The 19415-nt window shown below is 52.4% G+C and carries 13 protein-coding genes; 2 read left to right on the forward strand and 11 right to left on the reverse strand.

Annotated elements, in window-relative coordinates; translation table 11 throughout:
* Window positions 1–254: 254 nt before the first annotated feature.
* A complete protein-coding gene (gene gpmI / locus FYJ60_RS01825) occupies window positions 255–1802 on the reverse strand; it encodes a 2,3-bisphosphoglycerate-independent phosphoglycerate mutase (RefSeq protein WP_154456870.1) in 1548 nt (515 codons plus the stop codon).
* Window positions 1803–2039: 237 nt separating this feature from the next.
* Between gpmI and FYJ60_RS01830 the strand changes: the two genes are divergently transcribed.
* Complete coding sequence (locus tag FYJ60_RS01830) at window positions 2040–2555, forward strand: DUF4364 family protein (protein ID WP_205838917.1); 516 nt, start codon at window positions 2040–2042, stop codon at window positions 2553–2555.
* A gap of 91 nt (window positions 2556–2646) precedes the next feature.
* On the opposite strand, the gene FYJ60_RS01835 is transcribed toward FYJ60_RS01830, so the two are convergent.
* The 5 genes from FYJ60_RS01835 to FYJ60_RS01855 all read right to left on the reverse strand — a co-directional run bounded on the left by FYJ60_RS01835 (window position 2647) and on the right by FYJ60_RS01855 (window position 11348).
* Complete coding sequence (locus tag FYJ60_RS01835) at window positions 2647–3966, reverse strand: replication-associated recombination protein A (RefSeq protein ID WP_154456872.1); 1320 nt, start codon at window positions 3964–3966, stop codon at window positions 2647–2649.
* Between the two features lies 1 nt (window position 3967).
* Entirely contained in the window at window positions 3968–6271 is a 2304-nt protein-coding gene (locus FYJ60_RS01840; RefSeq protein WP_235903284.1) for a DUF2298 domain-containing protein, read from the reverse strand.
* A gap of 42 nt (window positions 6272–6313) precedes the next feature.
* A complete protein-coding gene (locus FYJ60_RS01845) occupies window positions 6314–7249 on the reverse strand; it encodes a sugar phosphate nucleotidyltransferase (protein WP_330579074.1) in 936 nt (311 codons plus the stop codon).
* Window positions 7250–7355: 106 nt separating this feature from the next.
* On the reverse strand, window positions 7356–8987 hold the full coding sequence (locus FYJ60_RS01850; protein WP_154456873.1) for an ABC-F family ATP-binding cassette domain-containing protein: 1632 nt from the start codon (window positions 8985–8987) through the stop codon (window positions 7356–7358).
* Between the two features lie 72 nt (window positions 8988–9059).
* Complete coding sequence (locus FYJ60_RS01855; RefSeq protein WP_205838918.1) at window positions 9060–11348, reverse strand: LTA synthase family protein; 2289 nt, start codon at window positions 11346–11348, stop codon at window positions 9060–9062.
* A gap of 415 nt (window positions 11349–11763) precedes the next feature.
* Between FYJ60_RS01855 and FYJ60_RS01860 the strand changes: the two genes are divergently transcribed.
* A complete protein-coding gene (locus tag FYJ60_RS01860; RefSeq protein ID WP_154456875.1) occupies window positions 11764–13293 on the forward strand; it encodes a PucR family transcriptional regulator in 1530 nt (509 codons plus the stop codon).
* A gap of 84 nt (window positions 13294–13377) precedes the next feature.
* Here the strand turns inward: FYJ60_RS01860 and FYJ60_RS01865 are convergent, their stop codons facing one another.
* The 5 genes from FYJ60_RS01865 to ilvB form a co-directional block, all read right to left on the reverse strand.
* On the reverse strand, window positions 13378–13623 hold the full coding sequence (locus FYJ60_RS01865) for a hypothetical protein (RefSeq protein ID WP_235903285.1): 246 nt from the start codon (window positions 13621–13623) through the stop codon (window positions 13378–13380).
* Between the two features lie 141 nt (window positions 13624–13764).
* Window positions 13765–15006: a DUF1015 domain-containing protein gene (locus tag FYJ60_RS01870; protein ID WP_154456876.1), complete on the reverse strand. Its 1242-nt coding sequence runs from the start codon at window positions 15004–15006 to the stop codon at window positions 13765–13767.
* Between the two features lie 286 nt (window positions 15007–15292).
* Window positions 15293–16456 (reverse strand): phosphoglycerate dehydrogenase, encoded by a 1164-nt coding sequence (locus FYJ60_RS01875; RefSeq protein ID WP_154456877.1) that lies wholly within the window; start codon window positions 16454–16456, stop codon window positions 15293–15295.
* Window positions 16457–16458: 2 nt separating this feature from the next.
* Complete coding sequence (gene serC / locus FYJ60_RS01880; RefSeq protein WP_330579075.1) at window positions 16459–17541, reverse strand: 3-phosphoserine/phosphohydroxythreonine transaminase; 1083 nt, start codon at window positions 17539–17541, stop codon at window positions 16459–16461.
* A 177-nt stretch (window positions 17542–17718) separates the two neighbouring features.
* Window positions 17719–19392 (reverse strand): biosynthetic-type acetolactate synthase large subunit, encoded by a 1674-nt coding sequence (gene ilvB / locus FYJ60_RS01885; protein ID WP_154456879.1) that lies wholly within the window; start codon window positions 19390–19392, stop codon window positions 17719–17721.
* Window positions 19393–19415 lie beyond the last annotated feature (23 nt).

Genomic DNA, 19415 nt, shown 5'->3' on the forward strand with positions numbered 1-19415 from the left:
CGCTGCCGCAGATAAAATTCCGCGCGCTGCAGCCTTCCGCCCTCAGGCGGCCGCCTGCATAAGTATGCAGCAGAATGTATATCTGATTTCAGAATAGTAGCACCGCGCAATCCTCTTGTCAAATCCCGCGGTGTCGGCAAGTATTAAGCAGTATTAAGGAATAATTAGTAAATAATTACATGCTGATGCCTGTGTCAAAAGCCATGCCCCGATTATACCTGCAGGACTGCAGGAACCGGGATAAGACCTTCTTCTTATTTCCTGATAAGAAGAGACTCTCCTGTCATCTCTTCCGGCTTCTGCATTCCCATCATCTCAATCAGGGTCGGAACAATGTCGCAGAGACGTCCGCCCTCGCGCAGTCCGTATGCCGGGTCATAATTGACCAGAATAAACGGAACCGGGTTGGTGGTATGGGCCGTCCAGGGTTCTCCTGTTTTCTCGTCCACCATCACCTCTGCATTTCCGTGATCCGCACAGATAAACATCTGGCCGTCCACTTCCTTCAGAGCCTCTACCGCCCTGCCGACGCACTGATCCACCACTTCAATCGCCTTGATCGCGGCGGCCTCTACCCCGGTGTGTCCGACCATGTCGGGATTCGCGAAGTTAATGACGATAACATCGTATTTCTCGGAACGGATTGCCTCGCAGAGCCTGTCGCAGACCTCCGGAGCGCTCATCTCCGGTTTCAGGTCATAGGTGGCCACTTTGGGGGAATGTACCAGGATTCTGTCCTCTCCCTTATTGGGCTCCTCGACCCCTCCGTTAAAGAAGAAGGTGACATGGGCGTACTTTTCCGTCTCGGCGATTCTGGCCTGTGTCATTCCGTGGTTTGCCAGCCACTCCCCGAAGGTGTTGACCAGATGCTCCTTCTTAAAGGCAACCAGCTTATTGGGGATTGTCTCATCGTAATCCTTGAAGCAGACATAGGTCAGCTTCAGAAGCTTTTCTCTTTCAAAGCCCTTGAATTCCGGATCGCAGAACGCACGGGTAATCTGTCTCGCGCGGTCCGGACGGAAATTGAAGAAGATCACGGAATCTCCGTCTTTGATCACCGTAACCGGGGTTCCGTCGGCCTTCTTCATGACCGTAGGAACAACAAACTCGTCTGTGACCCCCTGGTCATAGGACGCCTGAAGCGCCTTCAGCGGATCGGTTCCTCCGTCAACGCCTTCCCCTTTGGTCAGGGCAGTATACGCTTTTTCCTCTCTGTCCCAGCGATTATCGCGGTCCATGGCATAGTAGCGGCCGGAAATCACGCCGATTTCCCCCACGCCGATTTCTTTCATCTTATTCATCAGCTGCTCCACATACTCGATGCCGGAAGTAGGCGGCGTATCTCTTCCGTCCAGGAAGCAGTGTACATAAACTTTTTTCAGTCCGTGCTGTTTTGCCATCTCCAGAAGCGCGTACAGATGTGTAATATGGCTGTGCACCCCGCCGTCGGAAAGAAGTCCGAACAGATGCAGGGAGCTGCCGTTCTTCTTCGCGTTTTCCATTGCCAGGATCAGCTCTTCATTCTTAAAGAAATCGCCGTCCTGGATGGCCTTTGTGATACGGGTCAGATCCTGATAGACAATCCGTCCGGCGCCCATGTTCATATGGCCGACCTCCGAATTTCCCATCTGTCCTTCCGGCAGGCCGACTGCCAGGCCGCTGGCCTGTCCCTGTACATAAGGGCACTCTGCTTTCAGCTTATCCATAACCGGCGTATCCGCCTCCGCGATCGCGTTATGTTCTCTCTTCGGATTCTCTCCGTATCCGTCTAAAATCATCAGTACAGTAGGTTTTTTACTCATTCTTCTCTCCTTCTGCCTATCGATTCTGACAAAATGCGCCAGAACAAAAGCTTCTTTTCATCCTCTGTCAGACGTATCATACCCAGTCCGTTCTGAAATTTCAAGTACAGGTTTCCAACAGGAGTCTGTTCTGTGCTATACTGTTGAACAGATTCGCAACAGACAGACACGACGGACGCAGGATTCGGCTGTCCCGCGCACATGCAGCACCCAAACCTGCGGGGAGGCAGATCACCCATGCTGGATACCACAACGACCCTTTATAAGCTGATTATTCTCTACACTCTGGGAAAAGTAAATTTTCCCATGACCAATTCGCAGATCACCAACCTGATGCTCAGCGAGGACTACACACGATATTTTCAGCTTCAGGAAATACTGCAGAATATGATTGATTCCGGACTGATCAAAACAGAGGTTCACAACCACACCACCTATTACAGCCGGACCGAAAAGGGCGCCAAGACACTGGAATATTTCAAGGGGGAAATTTCTCCGGAAATCCGCCGGGACATCTCAAACTACCTGGTCCTCCATTCCTATGAGATGCGCAGCGAATCCTCCTGCATCGCGGACTATTACCGCTCCGCGGACATGGATTACACGGTCAGCTGCAGCGTCCGGGAGGGAAACACCACGCTGATTGAGATGAAGCTCAGCGTCCCGACGGAAAAAGCCGCACAGACGCTGGCGGAAAACTGGAAAGCCAAAAGCCAGGAGGTCTATGCGGCCGTTATGAAACTATTGGTATGATCATTACAGTGCCGACAGCCCGACGCCGCGTATGCCTGTATACATGTGGCGGTTGGACTGATTGACACGTAATTATACTTTTGTTAACTCTTTATCCTTCCGGGTGTATTTTTCTGAAATACTCCCGGATTTTCTGTTCGTATCCGTTTTCCGTGGGCTCATAGAACTTTGAGCCCAGAATCTCGTCCGGAAGGTACTGTTGTTCGACATAGTGATTGGGAAAATCATGCGCGTACTTGTAGCCCGTGCCGTGTCCCAGCTTTTCATGGCCGCTGTAATGGGCGTCCTGCAGATGGGCGGGAACAGTTGTCTGCACGGACCGGACCGAGCGCAGGGCGGCAAATACCGCCTCAGTACAGGCGTTGCTCTTCGGCGCGCTGGCCACATAGATCGCCGCCTGGGAGAGAATCAGCTTTGCCTCCGGCATTCCGATCCTCTCTACCGCCTGCGCCGCGGATACAGCTACCACCAGGGCCATCGGATCGGCATTGCCCACGTCCTCTGCCGCGCAGATCATAATCCTGCGGGAAATAAACTTGATATCCTCTCCCGCATAGAGCATTTTCGCGAGATAATACACCGCTGCATCCGGATCGGAGCCACGCATGCTCTTGATAAAGGCGGAAATCGTATCGTAATGCTGGTCTCCCGTCTTGTCATAGCGCACGACCCGCTTCTGGATGCACTCGGAGGCCGTATCCAGGTCGATGTGGATCCGTCCGTCCTCCGACGGCTCTGTCGTCAGGACACCCAGCTCCAGCGCGTTCAGCGCCTCCCTGGCATCGCCTCCGGCTATATCCGCCAGAAAATCCGCCGCGTCCGGTTCCAGAACCGGGTGAAGGCTTCCCAGCCCCCGCTCCTCATCCTTCACGGCGCGTTCCAGAAGCGTCCGGATATTGTCCTTCGACAGCGGACGCAGCTCAAAAATAACTGACCGGGAGATCAGGGCGGAATTCACCTCAAAATACGGATTCTCCGTAGTGGCGCCGATCAGGATAACGGTGCCGTCCTCCACAAACGGAAGCAGGTAATCCTGCTGGCTCTTGTTGAAGCGGTGAATCTCGTCGATAAACAGGATCGTCTTCTTCCCGTACATTCCCATCCGGTCACGGGCGCCATTGACCGCGGTTTCCATCTCTTTTTTCCCGGAGGTCGTCGCGTTCAGCTGCGTAAATTCCGCGCTTGTGGTATTGGCGATGACCCTGGCCAGTGTGGTTTTCCCGGTTCCGGGAGGCCCGTAAAAGATAATCGAGCTGAGCTTGTCAGCCTTGATCGCGCGGTAGAGCATCTTATCCTTCCCGATAATATGCTCCTGTCCCACCACTTCATCCAGCGTCCGCGGACGCATCCTGGCAGCCAGGGGCGCTTCCTTTTCTTTTTTTCTGGAGCTGGCATACTCAAATAAATCCATGCTACTGTCCGATCTCTACAATATAGGTATTGCCCTGCCGGAACACAACGGAGCCGAGACTCTCCAGCAGGCTGTCGTTAATATTGGAATAATGCGCTCTCTCGCGGCTTCCCACAAAAATATACCGGATTCCGTACTTCCTGACCAGCGTTTCCACCTCCTGCGCGTCCTGCGATGTGTAGATGGTATCTATTTCCTGTCTCTTTGCGGTCAGATCCTCCGGGTTGCTTCTCCAGAGCCATTCATGCACGTACCAGCCTTCCACCGTAGGCAGCCCCGTCATGGCGGAGACACGGCAGTCGTCGCTGTAGCTGTCCCCGTACGCCTCCAGGATCATAGGCTGTCCGTCCGCGTTCAGATTCAGCCAGCGGATCGCGGCGGCATCCTCCGGATAGGTGCTTTCCAGGAACATGGTTGCGTCTATCCCCTGAAACCGGTCTGTCTGAAACACATTCCCGAACCAGCAGGAAACCGAGTACGGGAAATAGCCGCATGTCAGGAGGAACAGGCCCAGAAGAGCAATCACTATCCCGCGGACCCATTTTCTGACATTCTCTGAAATCAGGCGTACAAAGACATACCCCATCATCATGCCGAAAAGGATAAATGCCTGATAGGTCAGCTTGAACATCGTGTTGGACCTTGCGTAGCCGTTTTCGTAGATGTCCCGCACATACACAAGCTCCGGGATCAGAATCAGTCCGAATCCGCAGAATCCCAGCATCCAGATAAAGACATCGGAAAGCTCCATTTTTCTGCAGAAGGCGGTGAAACGGTTCCCGTCCCTTCTTTTTCTGTACCGTTTTCCGAAGCTCCCGATCAGATAAACCGTAAAAACGACCAGGACAGCCACCGGCAGCCCCCACAGAACAACCAGCTGATAGAAGGCTGTGTGGCTGGTGCATAATGCCACGCCCGATACCATGGTCTCAAAGGTCAGGGTAAACGGGAGGGCTGCTGCCGTCGCAAATCCGAAGACCTCCAGCGCATGGAGGATGATGCAGCCCGCCGCCTGAAGCGGCGATTCCCCGTAGCGGTAAAACGCCACAAGAATAATACAGAAAAAGGTCACCGTAAAATAGATGACAAAATCCCAGTAATTTGTCCATTTGAACAGGCCGACGAAAAAAGCGGCAAGCAGGAGCCTGGGTTCCCAGATGTTTTTCCAGGCAAACCGGAGAATTCTGCGCGGCAAAGGATCTTTTACATACTTTTTCGGGCGCTTCAGCTGCTCCTTCTCCTCCAGTGCCTCCCGCCGCAGCCGTTCCTGCCTCTGCTCCCTGACCCGCACCGCCCAGGAATACAGAATGGCGACCAGCGTAACCACAAACATGATGTTTACCATATGCGCGTGCAGATCCCCAAGCACAAAGGAATAACACGGGAATTCATGGATACACTGGTCATTTGTCTGAGGATTGTGGCCGATATACCTGGTGGAAGCCGGAAACCAGTAATCCTCGTAGCCGGACAGGCGGAACACCTTCCCGAACAGGCCGTACAGGACATAATGCATATTTCCCGCCAGAGAAACCGCTGTCCCGGCGAGAATCCCTCCCAGAAAAGACCTCCCGGTTCCCAGACGGCGTCCCGCAAAGGTTTTTCTTCCGTAATGCGAAAGCAGCATCTGACGAACCAGCGAAAACGGAAGCACGAAGCCAAAGGAAGAGATCATGGTTCGCATCAGGTTGTATGCGTCACTGGCATCCGTGTAGGAAATCTTGGCAAGATAGGCAGCGTAATACTGTCCGCCGTAGTAATAGTTGATATTCTTCAGACCATACCAGATGTCTTTGGCCGGAAGGGCGGAGCTCCGCATCATGGCTGCCAGAAAACCGTAGTCCATATACTTCTCCGTCCCCTTTGCCTGGGGATTAAAGCACACGAACCATGTCCACATCAGAAAAAAGCCGAAAAAAAGGATCTCGTCGAGAAGGACGGTATTCCAGTCCGGAAAGGTCTTTCCCTGTTTCCGCAGCGCGGCTGTCCACAGAATCCCCGCCAGGATCAGCGTCTCCACCAGAGCCCTGCGGTTGGTAAACTGTACAAGCCCGATCACGGCCATCAGCCATACAAAATACCCGCCGAAAAGCAGGCCGATCACCTTGGAAAAAAGCCAGCCGTGATCGTCAAATCCCCCGAAAACCCTGTCCGCAACCGGAGCCGCGAGAATCCCCAGTAGGGTGATAAAAAAATACCACTTCAGAAAAACCCACGCATCCCGCCGCAGCAGAACAACAGACGCCAGGATAAGTGCCGCCAGGATTCCGGCATAACAGATTTTTTTACGATGCATTGCCAGCATAGTTCTCTACCACCCTGTTTTTCCAGCAGCAGTTCCGGATCTTCAGTCCAGAAGTTCTTCCGGGTAAATCCCTTTCTCCCTCATGGCCGCCAGAGCCCGGACCACCTGCTCCTTATCTTCTTTATACGTCACCCCGTACCACTTGTCCGCATTGGGAAGCACCTGTACCTCCGCCCTGCCTTCCCTTAAAAGCTTTTCTACGACAGAAGGCAGATAATACTCACATTTCAGCGGGTTTTTATCCAGATTTTCCTCCAGAAAGGCACGGAATCCGGTAAGAAGCTCATTCATGATGCTGTTGGAGAATCCCCAGAAATTCATGGACACCGGGGTGTCAGGCGCAAGCTCTGTCCAGCTTTTCCCCTCATCCTCCGTAAAGGCGATTCTGTCCCCCTTTGTCTCGATCCGTGTTCTCTCGGTAATCTTCTTCAGGTATCCCTTTTCATCCAGGTCACAGATTCCCCTGGAAACAGAGCCGTTCTCCGTCACCGTATTTTTCAGCTGATAGCCGACCATTGCGTAGCGGTACTTTCCCTCCAGATCCCTCTGGTTTTCCAGAAAGCGGTACATCCTGCAGAAAGCATCTCTTCCGTAAAAATCATCCGCGTTGATGACGGCAAAAGGAGCCCCTTCCGTGGCAAAGTACGCGGAGAGAACCGCATGCCCGGTTCCCCAGGGCTTTGTCCTCCCCTTCGGAACAGAAAATTCCGCCGGTATGTCAGAGAGCCGCTGGTACACATAGCCGACCTTCATGTGCCTGGCGACGCGGTTTCCGATCTTTTCCCTGAAAAGCTCCGCGTTTTCCTCCCGGATCACAAACAGGACCTGCTGAAACCCCGCCTGCAGGGCATCATAAATCGAATAATCAATAATCAGGTGTCCCCTTTTGTCCATCGGATCCATCTGCTTCAGGCCGCCGTAGCGGCTGCCCATGCCGGCTGCCATAATAACAAGGACCGGCTTGTTCTCCATTCCCATAATATCCCTCTTTTCCAGCTCTTACGGTACGCTTCCGCGCCCCCACGGGTACAGACGTGCCGCAGCAGTCCGCCGCCATATATCATACTGTGCGGACAGACCCGTCTCAGTTATCTTCCTCATCCAGTGTGTAGACATGCTTCTTGCGCGCCTCTTCGTTCCCGGCAAGATACTCGTCATAGGTTGTGACCTTATCCAGCAGTCTGCCGTCTTCCGTGATCTCCATGATCCGGTTCGCCGTTGTCTGTACAAACTGGTGGTCATGGCAGGTAAAGAGCAGCACGCCCGGAAACTTGATCAGTCCGTTGTTCAGGGCGGTAATAGACTCCATGTCCAGATGGTTGGTAGGCTGATCCAGAATCAGCACATTTGCCCCGGAGATCATCATCTTGGAAAGAAGGCAGCGCACCTTCTCGCCCCCGGAGAGTACCCGCACACGCTTGACGCCGTCCTCTCCGGCAAAAAGCATGCGTCCCAGGAAGCCGCGCACGTAGGTCGTGTCCTTGTTTTCCGAATACTGCGTCAGCCATTCGGCAATCGTCAGATCCGAATCAAATTCCTTCGTGTAATCCTTCGGGAACCAGGCCTGGCTGGTTGTAATTCCCCACTTGTAGTAGCCTGAATCCGGCTCCTCCGCTCCCGCGATAATCTTGAAAAGCTCGGAGACAGCCTGTTCATTGGAGCCGACAAATGCCACCTTGTCCTCCCTGCGGAGTGTGAACGAGATGTTGTCCAGCAGCTTCACCCCGTCTACGGTTTTGGAAAGCCCGTTCACCTCCAGAACCTCATTTCCGATTTCGCGATCCGGGCGGAAATCGATGTATGGATATTTTCTGCTGGAGGGCTTAATGTCATCCAGCTGGATTTTCTCCAGCGCTTTCTTTCGGGAAGTCGCCTGTTTGGATTTGGAGGCATTCGCGGCAAACCGGGAGATAAACTCCTGCAGCTCCTTGATCTTCTCCTCTTTCTTTTTGTTTGCTTCCTTTTTCTGCTTCATGAGCAGCGTGCTGGATTCAAACCAGAAATCATAATTTCCGGCATACAGCTGGATTTTTCCATAATCAATATCCGCAATCTGCGTACAGACCTTATTCAGAAAATAGCGGTCATGCGAGACGACAATTACGGTATTTTCAAAATTGATCAGAAATTCCTCCAGCCAGTCAATGGCGTCCAGATCCAGGTGGTTGGTCGGCTCATCCAGGAGCAGAATATCCGGGTTTCCGAACAGGGCGCGGGCCAGAAGCACCTTCACCTTCTGTGGTCCGGTCAGCGTGCTCATCTGGGCGTAGTGCAGCTCCGTGGGGATGCCCAGTCCGTTCAGGAGGGTCTCCGCGTCTGTCTCCGCGTCCCAGCCGTTCATCTCCGCGAACTCCGCCTCCAGCTCGCTGGCTCGGATTCCGTCCTCATCCGTAAAGTCCTCCTTGGCATAGAGGGCGTCCTTCTCCTGACGCACCTCGTAGAGCCTCTGGTTTCCCATGATAACCGTGTCCAGGACGACATTCTGGTCATATTTGAAATGATCCTGTTCCAGAAAGGAAAGTCTCTGTCCGGGTGTAATGGTGATCTCCCCGCTTGTGGGCTCCAGCTGTCCGGAGAGTATCTTCAGAAACGTAGATTTTCCGGCTCCGTTCGCGCCGATTACACCATAGCAGTTGCCCTCGGTGAATTTGATATTTACATTTTCAAACAGTGCTTTTTTCCCGACTCTCAGGCTGATATTACTGGCTGCGATCATGGTTTGCGTTCCTTTCTCTTTGTGCCGGCAGAGCCGGCATAGTGTTTTACAGTTCTTACCGTCAGCTGCGGTTTATCCGCCGCTGATCTTCCTGGATTTGCCCGAATCCTCCGTCAAAGCAAAGAACCAGTCAATCCGTCTGCCCTTCGGCCCCAGGTTGTTGTACTGCAGGCATTCATATTCCCACTCGGCCTGCAGGCTCTCCGTGTCTCCGTCCTGCCATGCGGTATATACTCCGTCCGCGTTCACATATCCCATGTGGTTCAGTGCCGGAATTGTCTCCTGCAGATCCTTCAGATAATAATTATAATCGGTCATCTGGAGCCCGGTATTTTCCAGAAGCATGGTGCTCAGGAAATTTGTGCTGGTCAGAACATTTTCCTCCTCCGGGATATCATAGTTCGCCCAGATGAAGAACGGCGTCGCGTAGTACCACATCTGATCCTGCAGGGAGAGGTCATCATAGCTGGACCCGGAAATATACTCCGTAAAGGAATCCGGCAGGGTCGGATAATGGTCGCCGAACATACAGATAATGGTAGGCTGATCATAATTCTTAAAATATTCGATCAGCTCCTCCAGCGCCTGATCGCTCAGATGCTCCAGGGACAGATAACGATTGACGGAATCATCGGTGTAGCCGTCCACCGTGATATCCCCGGTATAATCAGCGGAGGTATAGCCGCCGTGATTCTGCATGGTGACGTCAAACAGGAAATACGGCTGCGTCGGATCCTCCTTGCTGTTGACAAGGTCAATGATCTTTTTATAGTTCGCCTTATCCGTGATCAGACCCCTTACCTTTTCCGTATCCGCGTCGTAGTCGTCCTCGGTGTAATAATGATCAAAGCCCAGCAGGCGGTAGGCCGTGTAGCGGTTCCAGTTGCTCCCCTTGTACGGATGCATGGCAGCCGTCTCGTACCCCTGCGCGGACAGCGTCCTGGCCAGCCCGTACTCATCATGGGTAAAATAACTGACGTAGGGAACCATCCCCGGAAATCTCTTTACAGAATTGCCGGTCAGGAATTCATATTCTGTCTTTGCCGTGCCGCCTCCGCGGATGCACACCAGCGTATGTCCCTTGATGGTGTTTTCTTCCATAGAATCATAATAAGGCATCACCGGCTGGTTTGTCTCCAGATCTCCCACCATACGGTAATCGGCCCAGGACTCGTTCATAATGCAGATGATATTTACGGGCTTTGTGGCTGTCGTCGTATTGGGAGATTCCTCCTCGCAGGAATCCTCCGCTATTTTCTCGGTTTTAGAAACGGAATATCCGTCCGGGGGCGTCAGCCGCATGTACTTGGCGACGCAGAAAAACCCGACGGTTGTCCCGTACTCCTGATAGGTTTTCATCGGCGCGAACAGATCCGTCAGAATGCCCAGGCCGCCGTTCCAGTTCACGTTCAGATAGAAGAAATACATGCCGAACATGAATACGGCTATCCCGGCGCGCATCAGGAGCTTTCCCCAGAGCTTCTTCGCGATGACATGGCAGCGCATGTTCAGCCACACGGCCATCAGACAGGCGCTGACCACAATATCCACCACAATCGCCCTGGTAAGCGTAAAGGTATAGCTCCCGGCAACCGTCGCCGCCGTCGTGATACTGAAAAAATCGATCAGCTGCAGCGGCTCTCCCCGGAACAGGTAAACATAGTAAAAAGCGATGCTCATGCAGCCCCAGATGGCCGTGACCGCCATCAGGGAACGCCTGACCGAATTCAGCCAGAACAGCAGAATCATGTTCATGATAAAAATGCCGAGTACATTCAGTGCCATGTACCGGAATTCCATCTGGTCAAAAATATCATTATTGACATATTCGATCACCAGAAAGGCGCAGATATCCGCCGCCAGAATAATGGCAAAATCCCAGGGCCGTATCCGCTGCTTCAGTTCTTTGCCGTTCTTTCCTCTCAGTTTTTTCGGCTGCATGACAAACATCGTCATCACTGCCGTGACCGCGACCGAGCCCGCCAGAAGAATAAAAATCAGGTTTCCGTATTTTCTGTCATTCAGATCCGTTCCCACAACCTGGCGGTACTGGGTAATGAGAAAAACCAGGACGGCGGCAAAATAGCAGGACCAGAAAACCAGGTATTTCCTTGTTCTCGGAAAATGTCCCGCGGTTCTGACGGCCTCTGCGACAGGTTCTGTGCTGTCTGGTTCACTGCTGTCTGCTTCTCCGCCGGGTTCGGAACCATCCGCCTCACTGTTACCTGCCTCTTCAAACGGCAGATTTTCGTCGCGCTCCAGGTCAGAAGCCGGAGCTTCTGCCTTCCTCTCATGTTTGGACTTCTTCTCCTGCGTACTTCCCTCTAGCGTGTCTGTCTCGTCCTCTGTTTTAAAATGCATCTGGGCAGTTCCTCCGAAATCTTTCAGACCGCATTTCCGGGCACTCCAAAAAAGACTGCCCTGCGGCCAGTTGAACGACGCCATTATACACCATGGAGAAAAAATTGGAAAGGGAAAGCGGCAGGGACAAAATAAGAAAAGCGGGGCCGTGCACGCTCCGCTTCCCTTATGTGTATAGAGTAGTAATGGGTTACTTGTTAAGTATGACTGAATTATAATCTGCTCCCGCTCATCCGTACATCCGTTAAAACAAAGGAGATTTCAACCTGTTCATACTACAGAATGTAGTCTGTTTTTTTGTCATTTAAATTGCGATTTTCTTAAAAATATGGTATTTTTAGAAAGAGCACAGGCAAAACGGACTACATTTTGGCGGCCTGGCATCATGATATAAAGGATCGAATGGATATTTTGTATGAAGCTTTATCTTGATATTATCTCAGACATGCTCTCCCCTTCTTTCTTTCTTACTTACCGCGCGAATCCGTCCGGCGAGCGAGAACTGGGACGGCCCCGTTACTATGAAGGGCCGGACTCCCCGGAGGGCTATCTCTATTTTCTTACCAACCACGGGGACAGCCCGGTCGGCCCCGGCTCCTATATCTGCTGGGAAGCTCCCAACATGAGCCGCCCCAGAAATACCTCCTATATCATTCTGCCGAGAGAATTGAATCTTTTCCGGATCTACAATCAGCTGCAGTCTATCTATGATCTTTTTGACGAGTGGGAGAACGAATGTCTGCAGGTCATCGACAGATACCAGGATTACCGGACCCTGATCCGGAAAACATGGTCGTTTTTCCAGCTTCCGATTCTTTTGATAGACAACCAGTTCAAAATTATCGCGATTGCACACGATCCAGGAACCAATCTTTCTCTCTTTGAAAATGACGACAACCTGCTTCCTGAAGTGATGGAAGACATGATCTCCAATCCCAGGCACCGGGATCTGGAGACAAAAAAAGGCGTCTGCACCCTGGAGATGGACAGCACTTACCTGGTATACAACCTGATTGACAACGGCGAATATCACGGGAGGCTGATCCTGGGTCAGCCCCGGCAGAACTATCTGGCAAGAAACAGCCGGATCCTGGAAAAGCTTGCTTATTTCACCACGATTCTGCTCCACCGGTACGGGTCTCTCCGGGTCGGCTCCGCCGCCCAGAATACCCTTCACTCCTTTTTTTCCGAATCTCTAAAAGGCACGGTTCCCGGTCCTCAGGAAATCGGCGAACTGGAGCAGAGTACCGGATGGACAGAGGATCAGAACTACTTGATTGCTGTTTTTCTTCCGGAACACCGCCTGAAAAAAGAACTGTATCCTCCGTACCTGATCTCCCAGATTGAAGAACGCTGGAAAGGCGCCTGCGCGGTGGACAATCAGGGAACTGTTGTTCTTCTGGAAAACCTTTCTGTTTACGGAGGATTGAAAAAGCTGGATGATTTTTATCAGTCTCTGGCGTATCTGGTCCGGGACGGCCTGATGATCGCCGGGTGCAGCAGACCCTTTACCGGTCTGCAGGAGCTTCCTCAGTATTTCCGCCAGGCACAGTTCTCCATCGAATTCGGCCAGAAAAAGGATTCCACCCGCTGGTATTTCCGCTTTGATGATTACGGGCTGGACTATCTGATTCAATACGGACTTGGCTCCTTTAAGCCGGAACAGGTGTGCCACCCCGCGCTTTTGAAGCTGCGCACCCACGACCAGGAAAAAAACACCAGTTATTACCTGACTCTCTACACTTTTTTCCGGGAACGCTTTAATATGTCACGGGCGGCAGAAAAACTGTACATACACCGCAGCACCTTTATCAACCGCATGGAACGGATTGAGGAGATCACCAGTCTGGATCTGGATAATTTTGATACCCGCCTGTACCTGGGCATTTCCTTCCATCTCCTGAAAGAACCGGAAAGTGGCATGCAGTTCCAGTTTTACCTGTAAATCAGGGCTCAATTTTTACAGCCGTATTGTAAAACAAGAGGACAGTAAACGTCCTCTTGTTTTCAATAACGGTCTTGTCAGGCATCAATGAAGCGTGCCCGCTTTGGCCACATGCTCCCACAATCTGCTGAGATCCCTATCTGTATAGCCGACCACATTTGTAAAGCTGCCGCCTGGGTAGTCACATTGGGCAGAATAGAAATCTGTCTCTTCCGGATTGGGCTGTTCAAAATAGATGGTAATATATTCTGATCCGTTCTTCTTTCTTTTCAGATCTGAAAAAGTAATCTCTAACCCATCGTCAAAGGATAAAAAAGGATGATGTTCCATATGATCACCTCCCAGAAAAAGCAAGGTTATGAGGATAAAGAAGCCTGAATGTAATCCCGGCTCATTCCGGAAATCACATTCTCACTTTGATCCATTATAACATGCTGCAGCCCCCAAAAGCATACTTATGTATATCTTAAATCAGGGCTCAATTTTGTGGATGAACAGCCCGCTCCGCAGTTTCGGCTCAAACCAGGTGGACTTGGGAGGCATCAGCATACCCGCGTCTGCGGCGGCAAACAGCTCTCCGATGGAAGTCGGAAACATCGAAAAAGCGGCAGAACAATCCGTGCGGCATCTCCTCTCCAGTTCCTCCAGGCCGCGGATGCCCCCGACGAAATCAATTCTGTCGTCTGTGCGGGGATCCGAAATTCCCCAGATCGGCTGAAGCGCCTCCCGCTGCAGATAAGAGACATCAAGAATGCCGATCGGATCTGTCTGAATGCGCTCCGTTCTTACCTGCAGCCGGTACCAGAAGGCATCCAGATACAATCCCATTTCTCCCTTTTTCCCCGGATGAAACGGCTCCCTGCCGAATTCTTCTATCTCAAACTGTTTCTCCAGTTTTTCCAGCAGTTCCTTCGGTGTATTGCCTGCCAGATCCTTCAGAACGCGGTTATAGTCCAGGATTTTCAGCTCGTCATCCGGAAACAGGACGGACAGAAAGCTGTTAAACTCTTCCTTTCCTGTGTAGTTCGGATATTTTTTTCTGCGCTCCAGCGAAACGGAGACGGCGGAAGCTGCGCGGTGATGTCCGTCCGCGATATAGGTATGTTCCAGCTTCGCAAAGGCATCGGTGAGCCTGCCCGCCATGCCCCTGTCCTCTACTCTCCAGACGCGGTGCCGGACTCCGTCCTCCTCTGTATAATCAAAATACGGAAGGCCGGTGCAGGCGTCCTGCACCGCGCTCCGTATCTCCGAATTATTGCGGTACGCAAGAAAAATCGGCCCGGTCTGCGCACTTGTCACCGACACATGCCGGGTGCGGTCAGCCTCTTTTTCTTTTCTGGTATTTTCATGCCGTAAAATAACACCGTTCAGATAGTCATCAACCGAAGAGCAGGCAACCAGCCCGGTCTGGGTTCTTCCATCCATGGTCAGTTCCCAGATATAGTAATACGGCTCTTCGTCCTGCACAAAGATCCCCTTTTCTTCCCAGTCCCGCAGCATTTCGGCCGCCTTCTTGTAAACCTCCGGCGCATACATATCCTGGTTCTCCGGGAACTGGGTCTCCGGGCGGTCGATTGCCAGAAAAGACCGCGGATGCCTTGCCACCTCCGCCCTGGCCTCCTCTCTGCTGTATACGTCATAAGGAAGAGCGGCCACCTCCGCTGCTTTTTCTCTGGTCGGGTGAAGCGCCCGGAATGGTTTTATCGCTGCCATTTGAACTTCTCCTTTTCTCTTACCGATAAACAGACAAATATGCAGACACAGCTTCCTGTTCTGTCTGCCATTTCCCCGCCGACGGAAATACAGAAGAGGCCGCCAGTTCCGCGCCCGCATTTGCAGACGCAGAACTGACGGCCGGTCTTTCTTTTCTGTTTTCCGCCATATACAGGCAGAATCAATCCTTCTTATCTTTAATGATCTTCTGCTGCGGTGCCGTTATTTACTGCACAACCCCGGCTGTACAACAAAAGCTTACAATCCAATTTTCTGACACAGAGGATTATTTCACAATCCGCGCGCGGAGCACTCCCTCAACCGAGGCGATCTTGGTAATAATCTGCTCGCTGGCCCGTGTCTCCATGTCAATCATGGTGTATGCATAGCTGCCGCGGCTCTTATTGGTAAGATCCGTGATGTTGACACCTGCGTCACTGAGAATTCTGGTGAACTGCCGGATCATGTCCGGAACATTTTTATGGCAGATGGTAATTCTGCTTGCGGAGGTGCAGACGCCCATATCGCATGCCGGATAATTCACAGAGTTTTTGATATTTCCGTTTTCAAGGAAGTTTTTCAGTTCCTTGACGGCCGCAACCGCGCAGTTGTCCTCTGACTCCCTGGTAGAAGCTCCCAGATGCGGCGTAATAATGACATTTTTTACTCCCGCAACCGTCGGGTTGGCAAAATCTGTCATATAGCGTTTTACCTTGCCCGCGTTCAGTGCCTCGACCATAGCTTCTTCGTCAACCAGCACGTCCCTCGCGTAGTTCAGCACCACTACTCCGTCTTTCATCATCTGAATGGCTTCCCGGCTGATCATTCCCCTGGTGCCGTCTGTCAGCGGGACATGGATGGTTATAAAATCGCAGTTCCGATAGATATCATTGACATCCTGAATATGATGAATGGTACGGGAAAGATTCCAGGCCGCGTCTACGGAGATAAACGGATCATAGCCGTAAACGTCCATGCCCAGATGCGTCGCCGCGTTGGCTACCTTCTGTCCGATAGCGCCAAGACCGATAATTCCCAGCTTTTTCCCGCTGATTTCGCTGCCGGCAAACTGCTTCTTCTGCTTTTCCGCCAGTTTTCCCACATCCGGATTATCCTTCTGGCTGTTTACCCACTCGATACCTCCGACAATATCTCTGGAAGCCAGAAGCATCCCGGCCAGAACCAGCTCCTTGACCCCGTTGGAATTCGCGCCTGGCGTATTAAAAACAACAATTCCCTGATCCGCGCAGCGGTCAAGAGGAATATTATTGACTCCCGCGCCGGCGCGGCCGACTGCCAGAAGCTTGCCCGGCAGTTCCATATCCAGCATTTTTGCGCTGCGGACCAGTACCGCGTCCGCCTCCTTAAAATCATCCGTCTGTCTGTAATTATCTCCGAAGCCGTCCAACCCGACAGAAGCAATCGGGTTCAGGCAATGATACTGAAACATAATCAGCTGTTCTCCTTTTCAAACTTATCCATAAACTCTACCAGCTTCTGAACGCCTGCGTAAGGCATGGCGTTGTAAATGCTGGCGCGCATGCCGCCCACCGTGCGGTGTCCCTTCAGGTTCTCCAGTCCTGCTGCCTTTGCCTCCGCGACAAACTTCGCGTCCATATCCTTATCACCGGTAACAAACGGAACATTCATCAGAGAGCGATCCTCTTTGCGTACCGTTCCCTTGAACAGTTTCGACTGATCCAGATAATCATAGAGAAGAGCAGCTTTCTTCTCGTTTCTTTTGTTCATTTCCTCCAGACCGCCCATGTTCTTCAGCCATTTGAACACCAGTCCGCAGATGTAAATGCACCAGCAGTTCGGCGTGTTGTAGAGAGAATCCTTGTCGGCCTGTGTTTTATACTTCATCATGGTCGGTGTTCCCGGAAGGACATCATCCGTGACAAGATCCTCGCGGATTACGGTAATAACCATGCCGGCCGGTCCCACATTTTTCTGCACGCCGCCGAAAAACAGGCCGTACTTCTCTACATCAATCGGGCGAGACAGGAAGTTGGAAGAGACATCGGCCACAAGCAGCTTGCCCTTTGTGTTCGGAAGCTTTTTATACTCTGTTCCGTAGATGGTGTTATTCTCGCAGATATAGACATAATCTGCGTTTTCACGGATCGGAAGGTCGGAGCAGTCGGGAATGTAGGTGAAATTCTTGTCGGCGGAAGAGGCAACCGCTTTCGCGTCTCCGTAAATCTCTGCCTCCGCAAGCGCCTTCTTAGCCCAGTTGCCTGTTACAATATAATCTGCGACACGGTTTTTCATGAGATTCATGGGAATCTGCGCAAACTGAAGAGAACCGCCGCCCTGTAAAAACAGAACCTTGTAATTGTCCGGAACGCCGACCAGCTCCCGGAAATCCTTTTCCGCTTCCTTGATGATGTTGTCGAACATCGCGGAGCGGTGGCTCATTTCCATGACAGACATCCCGCATCCCTTGTAATCCAGCATGTCCGCCTGCGCTTCCTTCAGAACCTCTTCCGGCAGAACCGCCGGGCCGGCCGAAAAGTTATATACTCTTCCCACTTTTGTTTCCTCCTGTCTCATTTTGGGTTTTCTTGTACAAGTGTAGTCTCTTGATATAATTTTGTCAATCCGCTGCTGTCCCTTTCAACGCGTCCTATGCATACAGAATTCCTTTCCTCGTCTCCGGCAAAAACAGGCTTCTGCCGGAAAAAAGGCCGCAAAGCGCCATGGCAGCTTTTACTGTTCCACGTCCGTCTGGTCAAAGACCTCGGAATTGGGTTTCCCCGCAGGGATCATCGGAAAGACCTTGTCATCGTCATCAATCAGGCAGTCCAGGACAACCGGCTGATTCAGTTCGATCGCCTTCTGCAGCGCCGGGGCAAAATCCTCCGGCTTCGTCACGCGGATTCCGACCGCGCCCATGGCCTCCGCCACCTTTACATAGTCTACCTTGTCCCGCAGAATGGTCTGGGAATAACGTTTGCCGTAGAACAAGGTCTGCCACTGCCTTACCATCCCCAGTACATGGTTGTTAAATACAATTTCTATGACGGGTATATCACTGCGCACAGCAGTGGCCAGCTCGTTCATATTCATCCGGAAGCAGCCGTCCCCGGTCATATTGATAACTGTCTTGTCCGGCCTTCCGGTCTTTGCTCCCAGCGCGGCTCCCAGGCCGTAGCCCATGGTTCCCAGGCCGCCGGAAGAAAGGAACGTGCGAGGCTCCGTGTACTTGTAGTACTGGGCGGCCCACATCTGGTGCTGTCCGACATCTGTGGTGATGATGGCCTTCCCCTCTGTCACCAGATAGGTCTGCTCTACCATGTATGGCCCGGTCAGCCGGTCCTGCGGCACAGGAACGGTTGTTTCCTTCTTCAGCTCCTCCATCTGGTTCAGCCAGTCCGCACCGTTCTTCTGTTCCAGCCGGGGAAGAATCCGATTCAGAACCAGCTTCAGATCGCCGTTCACACTGGCGTCCACCACCACATTTTTGTTGACCTCGGCCGAATCCACATCGATCTGGAGAATCTTTGCCTGCCTGGCAAAATTCTTCGGACTTCCGACATCACGGTCGGAGAATCTGGCTCCCAGCACGATCAGCAGATCACACTTGTACATGCCGAGATTGGAAGCCTTTGTCCCGTGCATGCCAAGCATGCCCATGTACTGCGGGTCCGTACCTGGAAACGCGCCCTTCCCCATCAGGGTATCACAGACCGGTGCCTGCAGCCTCCTTGCCAGCTCACGAACCTCCTGGGAAGCGTCTGAGATGATCGCTCCGCCCCCGACAAAGAGGAAGGGACGTTTAGATGCGTTGATCATCTGAACCGCCCTGTCCAGGCTTTCCTCCGTCATTCCCTCTGCAGAAGGCTTCACGGGAGCCGGGTCTTTACGCGTAAACTCGCAGGACGCGGCCGTCACATCCTTGGTGACATCCACAAGAACCGGGCCGGGTCTGCCGCTCTTCGCGATTCGGAAGGCGCGGCGTATGGAGTCCGCCAGCTTCGTAACATCCTTGACAATCAGGCTGTACTTTGTGATGGGCATGGTAATGCCCACGATGTCCACCTCCTGGAAGCTGTCCTTCCCAAGAAGCGTCCTCCCCACATTGCAGGTGATCGCCACAATCGGCACAGAATCCATGTAAGCGGTGGCAATGCCGGTCACCAGGTTTGTCGCCCCCGGACCGCTGGTGGCAAAACATACGCCTACCCTTCCGGTCGCCCTGGCATAGCCGTCCGCCGCATGAGAAGCTCCCTGCTCATGGGAGGTAAGGATATGATGAATCTCCGGATGCCGGTAGAGCTCATCATATACATTCAGAATAGAACCACCCGGATATCCGAAAACAGTATCGACCTTCTGTTCCTTCAGACATTCCATGATGATCTGTGAACCATTCAGCTGCATCTTTTTCCCTCTTACTCTTCTAT

This window comes from Bilifractor porci (assembly GCF_009696005.1).
In the GTDB taxonomy this organism is placed as follows: domain Bacteria; phylum Bacillota; class Clostridia; order Lachnospirales; family Lachnospiraceae; genus Bilifractor; species Bilifractor porci.